Genomic DNA, 19239 nt, shown 5'->3' with positions numbered 1-19239 from the left:
CCCTGGTTCGACGGAGGGTGTGCCTCTAACTTAGCTGAGCCTTACCTGTGCTGCCAGTGGGCCCGTGCGCGATCAGCGGCGCGCGACCCCGGCGGTGCGCAGCGCCGAACCGATGGCGAGGCCGATCGCCGTCCAGGCCACCGGACCGAGCACGGAGATCGTCAGGTACAGCAGCTGGGCCCACAGCGGCATGACCGCGAGGTTCGCCGCGAAGAACACCGCCACCGCCACGACGACGCCGATCACGACCGCCGAGACGAAGAACCGCCAGGCGCCCCAGGAGCGATAGCGGGTGAGGGCGGCGACACCCTCCTGGATGAGGCCGAAGAGCAGCGCCGTGCCGATGAACCGCAGCGACCACGCCGGGTTGAAGGCGCTCGCGATGAGCGCCGCGAACACGTGCGTGATGAGCGCCACGAACGGCAGTCGCAGCACCTCCTGCGCGATGATGCCCGGCAGCACGTGCGAGCCCAGCACGAGCCCGTAGAGGAACAGCAGGGGGCTGGCCAGGAGGAGGGGAGTGACCCATCCGGCGATGCCGCCGAGGATGCCCGTGGCGACACCGATCGCCGCGCAGATCAGCAGCACTCTGGTCGACAGGACGGAGGTTCGGGCCACGTCTCCAGCCTACTGGCGACATTCGGAGAGTCGGCCGCCGTCCATCCTGACCGATCGGCACGATCGGGGGCGACCATCTTTCAGTTCTCGATCCGGCGCCGGAAGGCGGGGCTATCGTGAGCCGCGGTGCGGCGACGACGCGGCATCGGGATCATCGGATCATCAGGAGCGAGATATGGGTCGAACACCCCTTCGGATCGCAGCAGCCACCACCCTGGCGACGCTGTTCATCGCATCGACGGCAACCGCAGGCCACGCAGCGACCGGGGAGGTGACGCACCCCGTTCCGGTCGCGGGGACCCCCGGGCACTACATCGTGATCATGAAGGCCGATCCCCTCGCCAGCTACGAAGGCGATGTCAAGGGCCTGAAGGCGACGAAGCCTGACGAGGGCGAGCAGCTCGAGACGCAGTCGCAGGACGCGCGGCGCTACGTCAAGCACCTCGAGTCGGAGCAGAAGAGCCTCATCAACGACGTCGGCGTCACCCCGGACACGACCTACCAGGTGGTTCTCAACGGTTTCAGCGCCGACCTCTCGGGTGAGCAGGTGGACCAGCTCCGCGCCTCGAAGGACGTCCTCGGGGTGTACCCCGACGAGATCCGTCACCCCGATGCGCAGACCTCCACCGACTACCTCGGCCTCGGCGACGACCGCAAGGGTCGCGGTGGGGTGTGGCAGCAGACCGGAGGCGTGAAGAAGGCGGGCGAGGGCGTCGTGGTCGGCGTGATCGACACCGGCATCGCTCCCGAGCACCCCTCGTTCGAGGGCAAGAAGCTCAAGCAGCAGAAGAAGCAGAACAGCCGGCACAAGGGCACGGACCCGTACACCGACGGCACCTACGTCTACTTCGACAAGTCCGACGGCGGACAGTTCCGCGGCGCGATGGTCGATGGTCAGGACTGGGATGAGCGCGACTACTCGACGAAGCTCATCGGCGGGCAGTACTTCTTCGCGGGAGCCCAGGCGGCCGGGTTCGACTTCCAGTACGACTACCTCTCCCCGCGCGACGGCGACGGTCACGGCTCGCACACGGCGAGCACCGCCGCAGGCAACTTCGGAGTGGACGCCGAGGTCGAGGGTGTCGACTTCGGAACGGTCTCCGGTGTCGCGCCCGGGGCGAAGGTCGCGGCCTACAAGGCCTGCTACGTCGGCCCGGACACGACCGTGACCACGGATGACATCTGCGCGCTGAGCGACCTCGTCGCCGCCATCGATCAGGCCGTGGCGGACGGTGTCGACGTGATCAACTACTCGATCGGCGGCGGCGCCGCGAGCACCGTGATGGCTCCCGAAGACCTCGCGTTCCTCAACGCCGCGGCCGCCGGTGTCTTCGTCGCGACCAGCGCGGGCAACGACGGCCCCGATCCGGTCACCGCCGACCACGCCTCGCCGTGGTACACGACGGTCGCCGCCTCCACCATCCCGACGTGGGAGGGCACCGTGCAGTTCGACGGCTTCGAGCAGGCCGGGGCCTCGGTGACCGTCCCGTTCGGCGAGAGCGTCTCCGGACCCTCCATCGCCGCTGTGGATGCCGCGGCGTCCGGTGCGGCGGATGCGCAGCTGTGCCTGCCGGGCACCCTCGACCCGGCGAAGGTCGCCGGACACATCGTCGTCTGCGACCGCGGCGGCAACGCCCGCGCGGAGAAGTCGCAGGTCGTGAAGGACGCCGGGGGCATCGGCATGGTCCTGGTGAACGTGCCCGGTGGTGCGGACTCCCTCGACAACGACTTCCACGCCGTGCCCACGGTGCACCTGAACGCCGTGCACCGTGCGGCCGTGCTCGCCTACGTGCAGGGCGGAGTCGATCGGCCGATCACCCTCGTCGGCGAGAACACCACCGGTGTGATCACGCCGACCCCGCAGATCGCGGGCTTCTCGAGCCGCGGACCGGTCCTCGCCGACGGCACCGATGTCCTCAAGCCGGACATCGCCGCTCCGGGAGTGGCGATCCTCGCCGCCACGCACAACGCCCCGGGTGAGGACCCGACCTTCGGCATCCTCTCCGGGACGTCGATGGCCTCCCCGCACATCGCCGGCCTCGGCGCGCTCTACCTCGGGGAGCACCCGCGGGCGACCCCGGGCGAGATCCGTTCGGCCCTGATGACGACGGCCTCCGACACCGTGCTCCCCGACGGATCGAAGAACACGAACCCGTTCGAGCAGGGAGCCGGACAGGTCGATGCGACGCGGTTCCTGAACCCCGGTCTGCTCTACCTCAACGGCTTCAAGGACTGGGCGGCGTTCCTCGACGGGAAGGGGCTGTCGGACTTCCCCGGCATCGACCCCATCGACGGCAGCGATCTGAACCAGGCATCGATCTCGATCGGCTCCCTGGCCAGCGCGCAGACCGTCACCCGCTCGGTCACCTCGACCGAGAAGGGCGTGTTCACGGCGAAGGCCTCCGTCCCCGGCGTGAACGTCACCGTCACGCCGTCCCAGCTCTCCTTCGACAAGCCGGGGCAGACGAAGACCTTCACGGTCACGTTCGACAGCACCACCGCGCCGGTCGAGCAGTGGGCCACGGGTTCACTCACCTGGACGAGCAAGAAGAACACGGTGCGCTCGCCGATCGCGGTGTTCCCGGTCACGGCGGATGCCCCGGCCGAGGTCACCGGCACCGGCGTCGACGGCAGCACGACGGTGGACATCACCCCCGGCCTCGACGGTGATCTGGCGCTGGGTGTCTCGGGTCTCACGCCGTTCCAGCTCCTCATCGACCCGGACAACCCGGTCGAGGGGCATTCCGGGAACGAGAAGTCGGGCGACGCGAACAAGGACGTGTCCTGGATCGTGGACGTGCCGGAGGGCGCCACCCTCTCGCGGTTCGACCTCGACTCGTCCGACGACGAGGGCAGCGATCTCGACCTCACCGTCTACCGGGTGGTGAGCCCCGATGACCTGCGCTACTACGAGCGCTGGCAGTCGGCGACGGGCTCGGCCGACGAGCAGGTGACGATCCCCGCCCCGACAGCGGGCACCTACCTCGTCGTCGCCAACGTGTACGCGACCACCGGGCCGATGACGTGGGACATGACCCACGCCTCCGTGCTGCCGGACGGAGAGGGGTCGTTCACCGCGACGCCGAACCCGATCGACGCGGTCCGCGGGGAGAAGACGAGCTACGAGCTGAGCTGGAGCGGTCTCACCGCCGGCACCCGCTACCTCGGACTCGTCCAGTACGGCGACTCGGCCGTGCGCACCGTGGTGACGGTCACGACGCCCGCGGATGCCGCGCCGACGCCGACTCCCGCGCCGAAGCCGTCGCCGACTCCCGAGCCGACGCCGACCCCGGATCCGACTCCGACGCCGGGGCCGACCCCGGAGCCGACCGAGCCTCCGGAGACCGACGCCCCCGGGTGATCCGGGATCGTCTGCACGACACCGGCACGGCCGCACGAGGAATCCCTCGTGCGGCCGTGCCGTCGCATTCGGGCATCCGTTCGTCGCACGGCCGCCGCCGCTCGTCGCAGCGTCCCCGGATCCGGAAGCGACAGCGGGACGCCCTCCCTACCGTGGGGAGACGCAATGATGCGCCCCCAGAGGAGAACCCCATGACCGCACCTTCGTCGCGCCGCCGCGACGGCGCCGGGCTCGTCGACGACGACCCCGTCATCGAGACCGACCCGAACCTCCCACCCGTCGCCCTCTCCGCGGAGCACGAGGCGAAGAGCCGCCGCTGGACCCTGCCGAAGATCCTGCTGTGGACGGCCATCGCCCTCCTCGGCGGCGTCGCCTGGGTGATGCTCGCCATCGTGCGCGGGGAGACCGTGAACGCGATCTGGTTCGTGTTCGCCGCCGTCTGCACCTACCTGATCGGCTACCGCTTCTACTCCAAGGTCATCGAGCGGTACATCACCCGCCCCGACGACCGCCGCGCCACGCCCGCCGAGGTGAAGCAGGACGGCAAGGACTACGTCCCCACCGACCGCCGGGTGCTCTACGGTCACCACTTCGCCGCCATCGCCGGCGCCGGACCGCTCGTCGGCCCCGTGCTCGCGGCGCAGATGGGCTACCTCCCCGGCACCATCTGGATCATTGTGGGCGTCGTGCTCGCGGGAGCCGTGCAGGACTACACGGTGCTCTTCTTCTCGATGCGGCGCGGCGGCAGGACCATCGGCCAGATGGCGCGCCAGGAGCTCGGCAAGATCGGCGGCACCGCGGCGATCATCGCCTCGCTGCTCATCATGCTCATCATCGTCGCGATCCTCGCGCTCGTCGTCGTGAACGCCCTCGGGGAGAGCCCGTGGGGCGTCTTCTCCGTCGCGATGACCATCCCGATCGCTCTCTTCATGGGCGTGTACCTCCGCTACCTGCGCCCGGGCAAGGTCACCGAGGTCTCGATCATCGGCTTCGTGCTGCTCATGGCCGCGATCATCGGCGGCGGCTGGGTCGCCGGCACCGAGTGGGGTCAGGCGCTCTTCCACCTCGACCGCACCACGATCGCGTGGGGCATCATCATCTACGGCTTCATCGCCGCGGTGCTGCCGGTGTGGCTGCTGCTCGCGCCGCGTGACTACCTCTCCACCTTCATGAAGATCGGCGTCATCGTGATGCTCGCCGGGGCAATCGTCCTCGTGCGTCCGGAGATCTCGGTCCCCGCGGTCAGCATCTTCGGTGAGAACGGCATGGGTCCGGTGTTCGCCGGGCCGCTGTTCCCCTTCCTGTTCGTGACGATCGCGTGCGGCGCGTTGTCCGGATTCCATGCGCTGATCGCGTCGGGCACCACACCGAAGCTCGTCGAGAAGGAGCGGCAGACCCGGTTCATCGGCTACGGCGGCATGCTCATGGAGTCGTTCGTCGCGATCATGGCCCTCGTCGCCGCGATCTCGATCGACCAGGGCATCTACTTCGCCATGAACGCCCCCGCCGCCGCGACCGGGGGCACCGTGGAGGGAGCGGTCGCCTTCGTGAACTCGCTCGGGCTGACCGGGGTGAACCTCACCCCCGACATGCTCACGGGCACGGCGGCGGCGGTCGGCGAGGAGTCGATCGTCTCGCGCACCGGTGGTGCTCCGACGCTCGCGCTCGGCCTCGCACACATCATGCAGCAGGCCCTCGGCGGACAGGCGCTCATGGCGTTCTGGTACCACTTCGCGATCATGTTCGAGGCCCTGTTCATCCTCACGGCGGTGGACGCCGGCACCCGGGTCGCCCGCTTCATGCTGCAGGACTCGATCGGCGCCTGGTTCCCGAAGTTCCGCGACGTCTCCTGGCGTCCCGGGGTGTGGATCTGCACCGCGATCATGGTGGCCGGCTGGGGAGCGATCCTCATCCTCGGCGTCACCGACCCGCTCGGCGGCATCAACACCTTCTTCCCGCTGTTCGGCATCGCGAACCAGCTGCTCGCGGCGATCGCGCTCGCCGTGGTGCTGGCCATCGTCGCCAAGCGTGGTCGCAGCTACTTCCGGTGGCTGTGGATCATCGCGCTGCCGCTCGCGTTCACCGCGGTCGTCACCATCACGGCGTCGCTCTACAAGATCTTCTCGCCGGTGCCGGCGATCGGATACTGGGCGAACCACTTCCGGTACCTGGAGGCGCTGAACTCCGGTGACACCACGCTCGGCGCGCCGGAGGTGCTGCAGGCGGTCATCCGCAACACCGCGGTGCAGGGCACGCTGTCGATCATCTTCGTGGTGCTCGCGATCATCGTCATCGTCATGGCCGTCATCGCGACCGTGAAGGCGATCCGCAACGGCGGCGGTGAGAACACCGAGGACCCGCCCGTCCCGTCGCGCCGCTTCGCCCCGGCCGGGTTCCTCCCCGACGCGGAGGAGCGCGAGCTGGAGAAGCAGTGGGAGCCGATCCTCGCCGAAGAGCGCGCGGCGGCACGGCACTGAGATGACCTCCACGGTGGATCGGACGGATGCCGCGACCTCCCCGCTGCGGGCGCTGTGGAGCGCCCTCGGCCGGGTCGGCCGCGGCATCCGCTGGTACATGACGACGCTGATGGGCGACACCGCGTACGCCACGTACGTCGCCCATCACCGTCGGCATCATCCGGACGAGGAGCCGCTGACGGAGCGGCAGTTCTGGCGTCAGCGGATGGACGACCAGGACCGCAATCCCGGTGCCCGCTGCTGCTGACCCTTCGACAGGCTCAGGGCCCTTCGACAGGCTCAGGGACCCAGGGTGGGTCGCTGAGCCTGTCGAAGCGCCAGGTGGGTCGCTGAGCCTGTCGAAGCGCCAGGGTGGGTCGCTGAGCCTGTCGAAGCGCGGGTCGCTGAGCCTGACGGCGCGTCCCTAGGCTGAGCGCATGAACGACGTCGTCCTCGCCGCGATCCTCGGCGCGCTCGGCGGCATCGCCCTCACGGCGCTGCTGCTGCTCGCCCGGCGGTTCGCGCGCGGCTCGGCCGACCTCGGCAGCGAGGCGGAGCAGGGGGCGCTGCGGGCGCTGCACCAGGCGAGCCTCGCCGCTCCGCACCTCCGCGGCGGACTGACCGGGCCGGATGCGGTCAAGGCCGCCCGGCACCTGCGGGCTCTGCTGGGCAGCGCCGCGGTGGCCATCGTCGGCGAGGACGACACGGTCACCCTCGACGGCGCCGCGGACGGGCTCGAATCCGCCGCCCTGCGCATCGCCGCCCAGGTGCGCGCGTCCGGGCGGCGGCAGGTGTTCCCCGCGCCCTCGCGGACGGACGACCTGGAGGCGGTCGGCGCGCCCATCCTCGTCGACGGGGTGCCGGTCGGGGTGGTCGTCGCCTTCGCGTCCCCGGTGCGGGCCGCGCTCGTGCGGGCGGCGGAGGAGGTCGCCGACTGGTGCGCGGCGCAGGTCGAGCTCGGCGGACTCGAGGCCTCCCGCACCCAGCTCACCGAGGCGGAGCTCCGGGCTCTGCGTGCGCAGATCTCCCCGCACTTCATCTACAACGCGCTCACCGCGATCGCCTCGTTCATCACGACCGACCCCGACCGGGCCCGCGACCTCGTGCTCGAGTTCGCCGACTTCACGCGCTACTCCTTCCGCCGGCACGGGGAGTTCACCACGCTCGCGGAGGAGCTGGGCAGCATCCACTCGTACCTCGAACTGGAGCGGGCGCGGTTCGGCGAACGCCTGCGGGTGACGCTGCAGATCGCGCCCGAGACGCTCGCGACGGTCATCCCCTTCCTCTCGGTGCAGCCGCTCGTGGAGAACGCCGTGCGGCACGGCCTGGAGCCGGGAGAGGGCGGGGGCGAGATCCGCATCACCTCCCGCGACGACGGCACGCACACCGAGATCCTCGTCGAGGACGACGGGGTCGGCATGGACCCGGCGGGTCTGCGCGCGCTGCTCACGGCGCGTGAGGACGGCGGTCACGTGGGCCTGCGGAACGTCGACACCCGGCTTCGCCAGGTCTACGGCAGCGGGGGTGGTCTGGTCGTCGAGACCAACGCCGGCGCGGGTACCCTGGTGCGCATGCGAGTCCCGAAATCGCAGCCCCTCCACGACCCGGACGACGACTGAGGAGCGGCATGATCGACGTCCTCGTCGCCGACGACGAGCAGCCGGCCCTCGACGAGCTCGTGCACCTGTTGCGCGCCGACCCGCGCATCGGCGAGATCCTCACCGCGAGTAACGGCGCCGACGCGCTGCGTCACCTCTCCGCGCGTGCGGTGCGGATCGCCTTCCTCGACATCCACATGCCCGGCCTGCTCGGCACCGAGCTCGCCCGCGCGCTCCTCGGTCTCGCGGAACCGCCCGCGGTCGTGTTCGTCACCGCCGACGAGGCCCGCGCGGTCGAGGCTTTCGAACTGCGCGCCGCGGACTACCTCCTCAAGCCGGTCCGGCGGGAACGGCTCCGAAACGCCGTGGACCGGGTGATCGAGCAGGAGGCCGCACCGCGCGGCGAGGACGAGGTGCTGCCGGTGACCGTGGGCGCGTCCGTGCGGTTCGTGCGGCGCAGCGACGTGCGCTGGGTGCAGGCGCAGGGCGACTACGCGCGCCTGCACACCGAGGACGACGGGCCCGGCCATCTCGTGCGCATCCCGCTCTCCGAGCTCGAGACGCGGTGGGCGCCGGCGGGATTCCTCCGCATCCACCGTTCCACCCTCGTCCGCATCGCCGCGGTGACCGAGGCGCGGCTGTCGGGCGGGGAACCCGTCGTGGTCGTCGGCACGGCCGTGCTGCCGGTGAGCAGAAGGCTCGTCGCGGCGGTGCGGGAGGCCCTCGTGCGCGGAGAGGGGGCCGGATGACCGAGGCGCCGAAGCGGGTGCGCGTCACGGCGGACACCCCGCCGCGCCGCTCCGCCGCCGCCACCCGGGGGATCGCGCTGCCCGGTGCCCCGGTCGCGGAGGCCGATGCCGTCTACGCCCGTGCCCTGATGCGCAGCCAGCTCCGGCTCGCCCTCGGCACCGTCGCCGGCTTCGTGGTGGTCGTCGTCGCCCTGGCACTCGGGATCGCGCTCATCCCCGAGATCGACGCCGTCGTCCTCGGCGGGCTGCCGCTGTCGTGGCTCCTCCAGGCCTTCGCGTTCTACCCGGTGATCCTCGTCTTCGCGGTGCTGTACGTGCGCACGGCGGTCCGCAACGAGCGGCGGTACCGCGCCCTGCGGGACCGCGAGTGAACGCCGTGCTCGACCTCGTCGGGGTCGCCCTGGTCGTGATCGCCACCCTCTTCATCGGCGTGTACGGGCTGCGGGTGTCGCGCACGACGAGCGACTTCTTCGTGGCGTCGCGGACGGTGCGTCCGGTCTGGAACGCCTCGGCCATCAGCGGCGAGTACCTCTCGGCCGGCACCTTCCTCGGCCTCTCCGGGCTGGTGCTGCTGGACGGCGCCCGCGGCTTCTGGTTCCCCATCGGGTACGCCGCGGGGTACCTGCTCGTGCTCGTCTTCGTGGCCGCGCCCCTGCGCCGCAGCGGGGCGTACACGATCCCCGATTTCGTCGAGGCCCGGCTCGACTCGACCGCCGCGCGCCGTGTCACCAGCCTCGCGGTCCTCATCATCGGCTGGCTCTACATCGTGCCGCAACTGCACGGCGCGGGCATCACTCTCGTCGTGGTGGCCGGGCTGCCGGAGTGGGTCGGGGCCGTGACGATCGCGGTGCTCGTGGCGGCGGCGGTCGCCGCGGGCGGCATGCGCGCGATCACCTTCGTGCAGGCCTTCCAGTACTGGCTCAAGCTCACGGCGCTCCTCGTGCCGGTGGTGTGCATCGCTTTCGCCCTGAGCGGCGGGCCGCACGACTTCGATCCCGCGCTCGTCTTCCCCGCTGAGGCCGGGCCGTCGGGCTTCGACGCCTACGAGACCGCGTCGCTGCTGCTCGCCCTGCTCCTCGGCACGATGGGGCTGCCGCACGTCCTGGTGCGGTTCTACACGAGCCCGACCGGAGCCTCCGCGCGGCGGACCACCGTGATCGTCATCGCCATGGTGAGCGCGTTCTACGCCGTGTCGAGCGCGATGGGGCTCCTGGCGCGGATCGCCGCCCCCGACCTCGCACGGCCCGGGGTCGCCGACACCGTGGTGCTGCAGCTCCCGTCGCGGGTGTTCCCTGGACTCGCGGGTGAGCTGCTGACGGCGCTCATCGTCGCGGGGGCCTTCGCCGCGTTCCTGGCGACCTCGGCCGGGCTCGTGGTCTCGCTCGCGGGGGTCATCAGCCAGGACGTCTTCTCCGGCTCCGTGCGCTCCTTCCGCCTGTCCGCAGTGCTGTGCGCGCTCGTGCCGCTGGGGGTCGCGCTGCTCACGGTTCCCGCGGGACTCGTGTCGAGCGTGGGGGTGGTGTTCGTCGTGGCGGCGTCGACGCTCTCGCCCGTGGTGCTGCTGGGCGTGTGGTGGCGCGGCCTCACCGCGCGCGGGGCGGTCGCGGGCATGGTGTGCGGCGGCGTCGCGACCGGGCTCGCCCTGCTCGTGCACGCCGCGGTGGACGGGGTCGGCGTCGCGGCGCCCTACCTCGCGCAGCCCGCCGCCTGGACGATCCCGCTGGCGACCGGGGTCACGGTCGCCGTGTCGCTGCTCGACCCTCGAGGACCCTCGCCCCGCACGGACCGCTTCCTCGCCCGCGTGCACACCCCCGACCGCGCCTGAGTCTGCCTCTGCTTCCCGGACTCTGCCTCCTGGAACAGGCGATCGCGCGGGTTCAGGCCGGTGAAAGCCCATCGAGCCTGAGCCGGCGCGAGTGCCTGAAGAGCGGGGAGGGTCGGTGCGGTCGAGTCAGGGGACTCCAGCGCGTTGGCAGGCCCTGGCGCGAGAACAGGCAGGGAGACCCAGGAGTGCCTGAGCTCGCGTGGGTGCCTGAGCTCGCGTGGGTGCCTGAACTCGCGTGGGTGCCTGAACTGGTTGGAGTGCCTGAACTCGCGTGGGTGCCTGAACTGGCGTGGGCGCCGGTTCGGGCGCGTCAGCGAGGTCGCGCGCGAGGGCAGGCAGTGGCGTGAGAGCAGGCAGGGAAGGGAGGGAGTGCCTGTTCTGGCGGGAGTGCCTGGACTGGCGTGGGTGCCTGTTCGGGCGCGACAGCGAGGTCGCGCGCGAGGGCAGGCAGTGGCGTGAGAGCAGGCAGGGAGAGTCCTGGGTGCCTGAATCAGCGGGAGTGCCTGAATCAGCGGGAATGCCTGGATCAGCGGGAGTGCCTGTGCAGGAGTGCCTGTGCAGGAGTGCCTGTGCGGGGGTCAGAGGGAGCGGCTGCGTGGCATCAGGCGCACCGGGGGGAGTGGCGGCGCGGGGATGCGCTGGTCGTGCCCCTCGACGACGCCGAACCGGGGGGATGCGGCCTCCCAGTCCTCGCGGGCGGCGGCGATCTCGTCGTGGGAGCGCCCGGCGAAGTTCCACCACATGACGATCTCGTCCTCGAACGGCTCACCCCCGAGCAGGAACAGCAACCCGCCCTCGCTGCTGGTCACCTCGACGCCGTCGCGGGAATCGCCGAGGTAGAGCATGTCGTTGCGGGTCATCGCGTGCTCGGGGACGGCGGCGTCGCCCTCGACGAGGAGCAGCGCGTGCTCCCACTCGGGCCGCAGCGGCAGGCGCACCGTGGTTCCGGCCGGCACGACGATCTCCGCCCCGACGATCGGCGTGTGCACGGTCGCCGGCGAGTGCACGCCCGCGAACTCGCCGAGCACGACTGTGGCCGTGGCGTCCGATCCGGTCGCGGCCGAAAGGGTCGTCGTCGGCAGGTCGGTGTGCCGCTCGAAGCCGCCGTCGCCGTGGCGCGCGGACTCGGGGAGAACGACCCAGAACTGCAGCGCGTCCAGCGGGACGGGGCCCTCGCCCACGGAGTACTCCGAGTGCGAGATGCCGTTGCCGGCGGTCATGAGGTTGAGCTGACCGCGCCGGAGGTCGGCGTCGCTGCCCAGCGAATCGCGGTGCCGGATCTCGCCGACCAGTGGCCACGTCACCGTCTGCAGACCGATGTGCGGGTGCGGCTCGACGCGCATCCGGGTCTCGGCCGGGCCGAACCGGTCGAGGAAGCACCACGCGCCGATGGTGGGGAGGTTGCGATGCGGCAGCACCCGCAGCACCTCCATGCCGCGCACGCCCCCGAGCGGCACCGCCCGGGGCTCGAGGACGAGGCGGCGTTGCCCGATCATTCCGCCCTGCCCGTGGGGTCCTCATCCGCGCCGGCCGACTCCTCCTGCACCGGGGCGTCCGCCGTCGAGCCCGGGCGCTGCGGCCAGCGGATCTCGGCGCCGGGCACCTCGCGCGTCTTGAGGTACTTCGCGATGTACGGGCAGAGCGGCACGATCGCGTCGCCCGTCGACGCGACGTCGGTCAGTGCCGCCGCGGCGAGCTTTCCCGCCAGGCCCTGGCCCTGGAACGCGGGGTCGATCTCGGTGTGCAGGAACCGGATCACGCCGGGGCGGGTGTCGAACTCGGCGAACCCGGCCAGCACGTCATCGGAACGGATCTCGTAGCGGGAGGCCTCGTCGTTGCGGGTCACGGTGATGTCGGTCATCGGATGCTCCTTCCGGCGTCTGGAACCAACCTACGCCCGGGACCGAGGGTGCGGGCCTGTGGACGTCGCCGTGCCGCTGTCCGTCGGGGTGATTACGCTGGAGGGATGCCGCAGACTCCCCGCGATCCGTACGACGGATGGATCCCCGAGCCGGACGCGGCATCCGACCAGCCCTGGGACGACGGGTGGGAGCCGACCGAGCCGCCGGAGCCGATGGACTGGGAGCCGCAGGGCGCGGGCTTCGAGCCGCCCCTCGACTGGGGTCCGGGTCCGACGACCGCGGTGACCACCGCGCCGGCCGTCCGCCGCGCCACGCCCAGCCGGTATGCGACGGCCCGCGAGGCACTGCACACGGTGTTCGGCTACGACGACTTCCGCGGCGACCAGGCGGCCATCGTCGAGCAGGTCATCGGCGGCGGCGACGCCGTCGTCCTGATGCCCACCGGCGGCGGCAAGAGCATCACGTACCAGGTGCCCGCTCTCGTGCGGGAGGGCACCGGACTGGTCATCAGCCCGCTCATCGCGCTCATGCACGACCAGGTCGATGCGCTGCGCGCCAACGGGGTGAAGGCCGCGTACCTCAACTCCACCCAGTCGATCGAGGAGCGCCGCGAGGTCGAGCGCGCCTATGTCGCCGGAGAGCTCGACCTCATCTACGTCGCCCCGGAGCGACTGTCGAGCGCGCAGACCACCTCCCTCCTGCAGCGCGGCACGCTCAGTGTCATCGCCATCGACGAGGCCCACTGCGTGTCGCAGTGGGGTCATGACTTCCGGCCCGACTACCTCGCGCTCGGCGACTTGGGCGAGCGGTTCCCCGGCGTCCCGCGGATGGCCCTGACCGCCACCGCGACGCGGGCCACGCACAAGGAGCTCACCGAGCGCCTGCACCTCGACGCGGCGAAGCACTTCGTGGCGAGCTTCGACCGCCCCAACATCCAGTACCGCATCGTCCCGAAGGTCGATCCCCGCAAGCAGCTCGTGCAGTTCATCCGGTCGCAGCCCGAGGGGGCGGCGGGCATCGTCTACGCGCTCAGCCGCAAGTCGGTCGAGCAGACGGCGACCTATCTCGCCGCGCAGGGTCTCGACGCGCTGCCGTACCACGCCGGTCTGCCCGCCGAGGTGCGGGCGGCGAACCAGTCACGCTTCCTCCGTGAAGACGGCGTGGTGATGGTGGCGACCATCGCGTTCGGCATGGGGATCGACAAGCCCGACGTGCGCTTCGTCGCCCACATCGATCTGCCGAAGTCGGTCGAGGGGTACTACCAGGAGACCGGCCGCGCCGGTCGCGACGGCGAGCCGTCCGTGGCGTGGATGGCGTACGGGCTCGGCGACGTCGTGCAGCAGCGCCGGCTGATCGATCAGAGTCCCGGCGACCGCACGTTCAAGATGCGCATGGGGCAGCACCTCGATGCGATGCTCGCGCTGTGCGAGACGGTGGAGTGCCGCCGGCAGAACCTCCTCGGGTACTTCGGTCAGGAGTCGCAGCCCTGCGGCAACTGCGACACGTGCCTCGACGACACGGCGACCTTCGACGGGCTCGTCCCCGCACAGAAGCTGCTGTCCACGATCGTGCGGCTCAAGCGGGAGCGGAATCAGGCCTTCGGTGCCGGCCACCTCATCGACATCCTCCGCGGGGCCTCGACCGAGCGCATCCGCCAGCAGCGGCACGACGCCCTCGCGACCTACGGCATCGGCGCCGACCTCTCCGACCAGGACTGGCGGAGCGTGGTGCGCCAGCTCCTCGCCCGGGGCATCCTCGTCGCGCAGGGCGACTACGGCACGCTCGCACCCGGAGAGGCCGCGGCCGGGGTGCTGCGCGGCGAGACCGCTGTGCCGCTCCGGAAAGACACGATCGGACGCCCGTCCTCGCCGTCCCGCGCCCGGAAGGCGAGTGCCGCCGACGCCCTCGACGCCGGAGACCGGGAGCTGTTCGAGGCGCTGCGGGCCTGGCGCGCCGAGACCGCCAGAGAACAGGGCGTCCCGGCGTACATCGTCTTCGGCGATGCCACGCTCCGTGCGCTCGCGGAGCATCGGCCCACGTCGCACGCCGACCTCGATGGCATCACCGGCATCGGTGCGAAGAAGCGCGAGGCCTATGGCGACGGCGTGCTCGCCGTCATCGCTGCCTCCTGACTCCTCCTGCGCCGGCCCACCCCCTTCCGCGCGAGCCACCCCTTTGCGGACGCTCGCAGGGGGCCGGGACGCACGGAACGGGGTGGGTCGACGGGGCTACGAACGCGGAACCTGTCGCGAGCCGACAAGGGCGGGCGCGCACGGGGCGGTCAGGCGTTGGAGGATGCGGACAGGGGACTTCGTGCGGTTTTGTCGCACACCTACCATGAGAGGCATCCACCTTCGTCTCTCTGAGAGGAACGCTCATGGTCGACGCCGCCGTCCGCCCTTCGACGACACCTGACCCGCGCGAGAGCGCGACCGCCCCGCGGATCGATGTCGCCCGCCTGAACGACGCCCTCATGGGCACCTGGGGCGACGTGCGCCGCCAGGCCCGCGAGATGATCAAGGACTCCGCGTTCTGGCGGAAGGACGAGCTCGGCAAGGACGACCACCGCGAGCGCGTGCTCAGCCAGCTCCACCTCCTCGTAGACAACAAGGCCGTGCACCGGGCGTTCCCGAAGCGCTTCGGCGGCGAGGAGAACAACGGCGGCAACATCGCCGGGTTCGAGGAGCTCGTCGCCGCCGATCCGAGCCTGCAGATCAAGTCGGGCGTGCAGTGGGGGCTCTTCGGCTCCGCGATCCTGCAGCTCGGCACGAAGGAGCACCACGACAGGTGGCTCCCCGGTGTCATGGACCTGTCGATCCCCGGCGCGTTCGCGATGACCGAGATCGGGCACGGCTCCGACGTCGCCGCTGTCGGTACCACCGCCACCTACGATCCGGAGACGGAGGAGTTCGTCATCCACACGCCGTTCCGGGGAGCTGTGAAGGAGTACCTCGGCAACGCGGCGCTGCACGGCATCGCGGCGACCGTGTTCGCGCAGCTCATCACCAACGGCGTGAACCACGGCGTGCACTGCTTCTACGTGCCCCTGCGCGGCGAGGACGGCGTGGATCTGCCGGGCATCGGTCGCGAGGACGACGGTCTCAAGGGCGGACTGAACGGCATCGACAACGGCCGTCTCTCCTTCGACCAGGTGCGCATCCCGCGCACGAACCTGCTGAACCGCTACGGCGACGTCGCCCCGGACGGCACCTACTCCAGCGCGATCGACAGCCCCGGCCGCCGCTTCTTCACGATGCTCGGCACCCTCGTGCAGGGACGCGTCTCGCTCGACGGCGCCGCTTCCTGGGCGTCCGCGCTCGGCCTCCACATCGCGATCACCTACGCCACGCAGCGTCGCCAGTTCGACGGTGCGGACGGGCAGGAGGTCGTGCTGATGGACTACGGCAAGCACCAGCGCCGGCTGCTCCCGCGCCTGGCCACCACGTACGCGCAGATCTTCGCGCACGACGAGTTCCTGCAGAAGTTCGACGGGGTCTTCTCCGGCCGCTCCGACACCCCGGACGACCGCGAGGATCTGGAGACGCTCGCGGCCGCGCTCAAGCCGCTGTCGACCTGGCATGCGCTCGACACCCTGCAGGATGCCCGCGAGGCGTGCGGCGGCGCCGGCTTCATGTTCGAGAACCGGCTCGTCGGGCTCCGCGCCGATCTCGACATCTACGTCACGTTCGAGGGCGACAACAACGTCCTGCTCCAGCTCGTCGGCAAGCGGCTGCTGACCGACTACGCGAAGCAGTTCCAGGGCAAGGACGCCGCGGCCCTCGCGCGCTACGCCGTGGGGATGACCGCCGGCAAGGTGTTCCACGGCGCCGGCCTCCGTCAGCTCGGTCAGGCGGTGACCGACTTCGGTCAGGTCGCCCGGTCGGTGGAGCGCGGACTGCGCGAGGAGCAGCAGCACGACCTCCTCGCAGGGCGTGTGCAGCAGATGGTCGCCGACATCGCGACCCGGCTGCGCGCCGCCGGCAAGGACAAGGTGCTCGGGGCGCGGCTGTTCAACGAGAACCAGGCCGAGCTCATCGAGGCGGCCAGGGCGCACGGCGAGCTGCTGCAGTGGGAGGCCTTCACCGACGCCGTCCACGCGATGGACGACGCCGAGACGAAGAAGGTCATGACCTGGCTCCGCGACCTCTTCGGACTGCAGCTCATCGAGAAGCACCTCGCCTGGCACCTCATCCACGGGCGGCTCTCCACCCAGCGGGCGGCGGCGGTGTCGAGCTACATCGATCGGCTGTGCGCGCGGCTGCGTCCGTACGCGCTCGACCTCGTGGACGCGTTCGGCTACGAGCCCGAGCACGTGCGGGCGCCCATCGCGAGCGGCGCGGAGAAGCAGCGGCAGGACGAGGCCCGTGCGTACTACGCCGACCTCGAGGCCACCGGTCAGGCTCCCGTCCTGGAGAAGACCCTCAAGCGGCAGAAGCGCTGAGCGGTCGGCCCGGGCCGTACCGACGGCCCGGGCCCTCCGGACAGCGGATTCATCGACGCCGGCGGATAGTCTCGGCGAGTACCGACCCGAGGAGCATCATGTCGACCGTCACCGCCTACGCCGCCCCCGCCGAAGCCGCCCCGCTCGAGAAGACCGTCATCGAGCGCCGGGAGCTGGGCCCGCACGACATCCTCATCGACATCGCCTTCGCCGGCATCTGCCACTCCGACATCCACACCGTCCGCGGCGACTGGGGCCCGCAGCAGTACCCGCTCGCCCCGGGACACGAGATCACCGGAACGGTCGCCGCGGTGGGGACCGAGGTCACGAAGCACGCCCTCGGCGACCGCGTCGGCGTCGGCTGCCTCGTGAACTCGTGCCGGGAGTGCGTGTACTGCCTCCGCGGCGACGAGCAGTTCTGCACGCAGGGCGCCGTCGGCACCTACGGGGCGGTCGACCGCGACGGGACGATCACCCAGGGCGGCTACTCCCAGCAGGTCGTCGTCACCGAGGACTTCGTGCTGCGGATCCCGGACGCTCTGCCCCTGGACGCGGCGGCTCCCCTGCTGTGCGCGGGCATCACCACGTACTCGCCGCTGCGGCACTGGAAGGTCGGCCCCGGCACGCGCGTCGCGGTGGTCGGACTCGGCGGGCTCGGCCACATGGGCGTGCAGATCGCGCACGCCCTGGGCGCCGAGGTGACCGTGCTGTCCCAGACGCTCGCGAAGCAGGACGACGGTCTCCGGCTCGGCGCCGACCACTACTTCGCGACGGGCGACCGGGAGACCTTCCGCGAGCTGCGCGGCTCCTTCGATGTGATCCTCAACACCGTGAGCGCCGTCATCGACCTCCGCTCCTACCTCGGGCTGCTCGACGTGGACGGCACCATCGTGTGCGTCGGTGCTCCCGCGGAGGCCCTCGCCCTGAACGCGGGGTCGCTGATCGCCGGGCGGCGTTCCATCGCCGGGTCGAACATCGGCGGCATCCGGGAGACCCAGGAGATGCTCGACTTCTGTGCGGAGCACGGCATCACCGCGCAGATCGAGGTCATCCCCGCCTCGGCCATCAATGAGGCGTACGAGCGCGTCCTCGCGTCCGACGTCCGCTACCGCTTCGTCATCGACGCCGCCACCTTCGCCGACTGACCCCCCTCCCGTCCCGGTCCCTCGTCCTATCCGGTACGGGATCAGAAGCGCACCCCCTTCACCCTCGCGAGGCGCGATCTCCGTCTCGCTCCCGTCCCGCTCCCGCTCCCGTCTCGCTCCCGCTCCCGTCCGGTGCGGGAGCAAAAGCGCACCTCCGGTGCCCGCGTTGGGAGCGATTTCCGTCCCGTGACCGTGGAGCCCCTGGGGCGGGACGGAAAAGTCTCCGGGCGAGGGCCGCGTCGGTGCGGTTCTGATCCCGCGCTGGCCTTGGGTGGGCGCGCGCGGAGGACGAGCGGCGGGCGCGGAACCGGGTGCACCGTGCCACGGCGGTCCGCTGCCTCCGCGGTCGGTGCGGGATGGGAAAGGTGCCGGAGTTCCGTGTCGGAGGGTCCGCTTTGATCTCGCGTCGGAGGTACGGGTGCGGGATCGAAAAGGTGCCGCGGATTTGTGTCGAAGGGCCCCTTTCGATCCCCCGTTGGAGGTGTGCGTCGGGGCGGGATGGAAAACGGGCCTGGGGAGGCGGGGGGAGGGGCGGAAGTGAACTCGCACCGGGGACGCGGGACCAGGGGACGTGGGACGGGTGGGGCGTCGGTGGGGGCGGATACGGTGAGGGGATGACCTCCCTCCTCCTGGGGCCCGACTCCCGTGCGCGCTGCGCGTGGGTCGGCGACGACGCAGAATACCGGCGGTACCACGACGAGGAGTGGGGGACGCCGCTGCACGGGGACCGTGCGCTGTTCGAGAAGATGGCGCTGGAGGGGTTCCAGGCGGGACTCTCGTGGATCACGATCCTGCGCAAGCGCCCGCGGTTCCGGGAGGTGTTCGCCGGCTTCGAGCCCGCGGCGGTGTCGGCGTTCGACGAGGCGGACGTGGAACGGCTGATGGCCGACACCGGCATCATCCGCAACCGCGCCAAGATCCTCGCGACGATCGGCAACGCCCGGATCGTGGAGTCGATGGCCGACGGGGAGCTCGACGCGCTGATGTGGTCGTTCGCCCCGCCGGCGACCGGAGCACGGCCACGGGAGTTCGCCGACGTCCCCGCCGTCACTCCGGAGTCGACCGCGTTGAGCAAGGAACTGCGGCGGCGAGGCTTCTGCTTCGTCGGGCCGACGACGATGTACGCACTCATGCAGTCGGCGGGCATGGTGGACGACCACATCGAGGGGTGCTGGAAGGTCTGA

Annotated in this window: 13 protein-coding genes and 1 pseudogene; 11 read left to right on the top strand and 3 right to left on the bottom strand. The window is 71.0% G+C overall.

What is annotated here, in order from left to right:
• Nucleotides 1-72: 72 nt before the first annotated feature.
• Nucleotides 73-618, bottom strand: coding sequence for an ECF transporter S component (locus tag KVS71_RS00150; RefSeq protein WP_060923064.1), 546 nt, complete (start codon nt 616-618; stop codon nt 73-75).
• A gap of 175 nt (nt 619-793) precedes the next feature.
• Here KVS71_RS00150 and KVS71_RS00145 point away from each other — a divergent pair, with 175 nt between their 5' ends.
• From KVS71_RS00145 to KVS71_RS00115, 7 genes are all read left to right on the top strand, one after another.
• Nucleotides 794-3979 (top strand): S8 family peptidase, encoded by a 3186-nt coding sequence (locus KVS71_RS00145; RefSeq protein WP_217582756.1) that lies wholly within the window; start codon nt 794-796, stop codon nt 3977-3979.
• 191 nt (nt 3980-4170) lie between these two features.
• On the top strand, nt 4171-6456 hold the full coding sequence (locus tag KVS71_RS00140; RefSeq protein ID WP_060923062.1) for a carbon starvation CstA family protein: 2286 nt from the start codon (nt 4171-4173) through the stop codon (nt 6454-6456).
• A 1-nt stretch (nt 6457) separates the two neighbouring features.
• Nucleotides 6458-6703, top strand: coding sequence for a YbdD/YjiX family protein (locus tag KVS71_RS00135; protein WP_081811614.1), 246 nt, complete (start codon nt 6458-6460; stop codon nt 6701-6703).
• Between the two features lie 169 nt (nt 6704-6872).
• Entirely contained in the window at nt 6873-8054 is a 1182-nt protein-coding gene (locus KVS71_RS00130) for a histidine kinase (protein ID WP_217582755.1), read from the top strand.
• Nucleotides 8055-8062: 8 nt separating this feature from the next.
• Nucleotides 8063-8782, top strand: coding sequence for a LytTR family DNA-binding domain-containing protein (locus KVS71_RS00125; RefSeq protein WP_144881427.1), 720 nt, complete (start codon nt 8063-8065; stop codon nt 8780-8782).
• A complete protein-coding gene (locus tag KVS71_RS00120) occupies nt 8779-9153 on the top strand; it encodes a heavy metal transporter (protein WP_217582752.1) in 375 nt (124 codons plus the stop codon). Before KVS71_RS00125 ends, KVS71_RS00120 begins: the two co-directional genes overlap by 4 nt.
• The gene (locus KVS71_RS00115) at nt 9150-10607 is read left to right on the top strand and encodes a cation acetate symporter (RefSeq protein WP_217582751.1); all 1458 of its coding nucleotides are present in this window, start codon (nt 9150-9152) and stop codon (nt 10605-10607) included. The genes KVS71_RS00120 and KVS71_RS00115 overlap by 4 nt, the downstream gene beginning before the upstream one ends.
• 578 nt (nt 10608-11185) lie before the next feature.
• Here the strand turns inward: KVS71_RS00115 and KVS71_RS00110 are convergent.
• On the bottom strand, nt 11186-12103 hold the full coding sequence (locus KVS71_RS00110) for a pirin family protein (protein WP_060922379.1): 918 nt from the start codon (nt 12101-12103) through the stop codon (nt 11186-11188).
• Nucleotides 12100-12468 carry a GNAT family N-acetyltransferase gene (locus KVS71_RS00105; protein WP_060922378.1) on the bottom strand — a complete coding sequence of 123 codons (369 nt, stop codon included), beginning with the start codon at nt 12466-12468 and terminating at the stop codon, nt 12100-12102. Before KVS71_RS00105 ends, KVS71_RS00110 begins: the two co-directional genes overlap by 4 nt.
• A 105-nt stretch (nt 12469-12573) precedes the next feature.
• Between KVS71_RS00105 and recQ the strand changes: the two are divergent.
• The 4 genes and pseudogenes from recQ to KVS71_RS00085 all read left to right on the top strand — a co-directional run.
• Nucleotides 12574-14598: pseudogene (gene recQ, locus KVS71_RS00100) on the top strand (DNA helicase RecQ); the annotation flags it as partial.
• A gap of 248 nt (nt 14599-14846) precedes the next feature.
• On the top strand, nt 14847-16910 hold the full coding sequence (locus KVS71_RS00095; RefSeq protein WP_060922376.1) for an acyl-CoA dehydrogenase: 2064 nt from the start codon (nt 14847-14849) through the stop codon (nt 16908-16910).
• A 98-nt stretch (nt 16911-17008) separates the two neighbouring features.
• Complete coding sequence (locus KVS71_RS00090; protein ID WP_217582750.1) at nt 17009-18055, top strand: NAD(P)-dependent alcohol dehydrogenase; 1047 nt, start codon at nt 17009-17011, stop codon at nt 18053-18055.
• A 614-nt stretch (nt 18056-18669) separates the two neighbouring features.
• The gene (locus KVS71_RS00085) at nt 18670-19239 is read left to right on the top strand and encodes a DNA-3-methyladenine glycosylase I (protein ID WP_217582749.1); all 570 of its coding nucleotides are present in this window, start codon (nt 18670-18672) and stop codon (nt 19237-19239) included.

This window comes from Microbacterium sp. GbtcB4, assembly GCF_019091465.1.
GTDB classification, from domain to species: domain Bacteria; phylum Actinomycetota; class Actinomycetes; order Actinomycetales; family Microbacteriaceae; genus Microbacterium; species Microbacterium paraoxydans.
The sequence above is the reverse complement of the archived record's forward strand: the minus strand, read 5'-3'. Positions and strand labels throughout refer to the sequence as shown.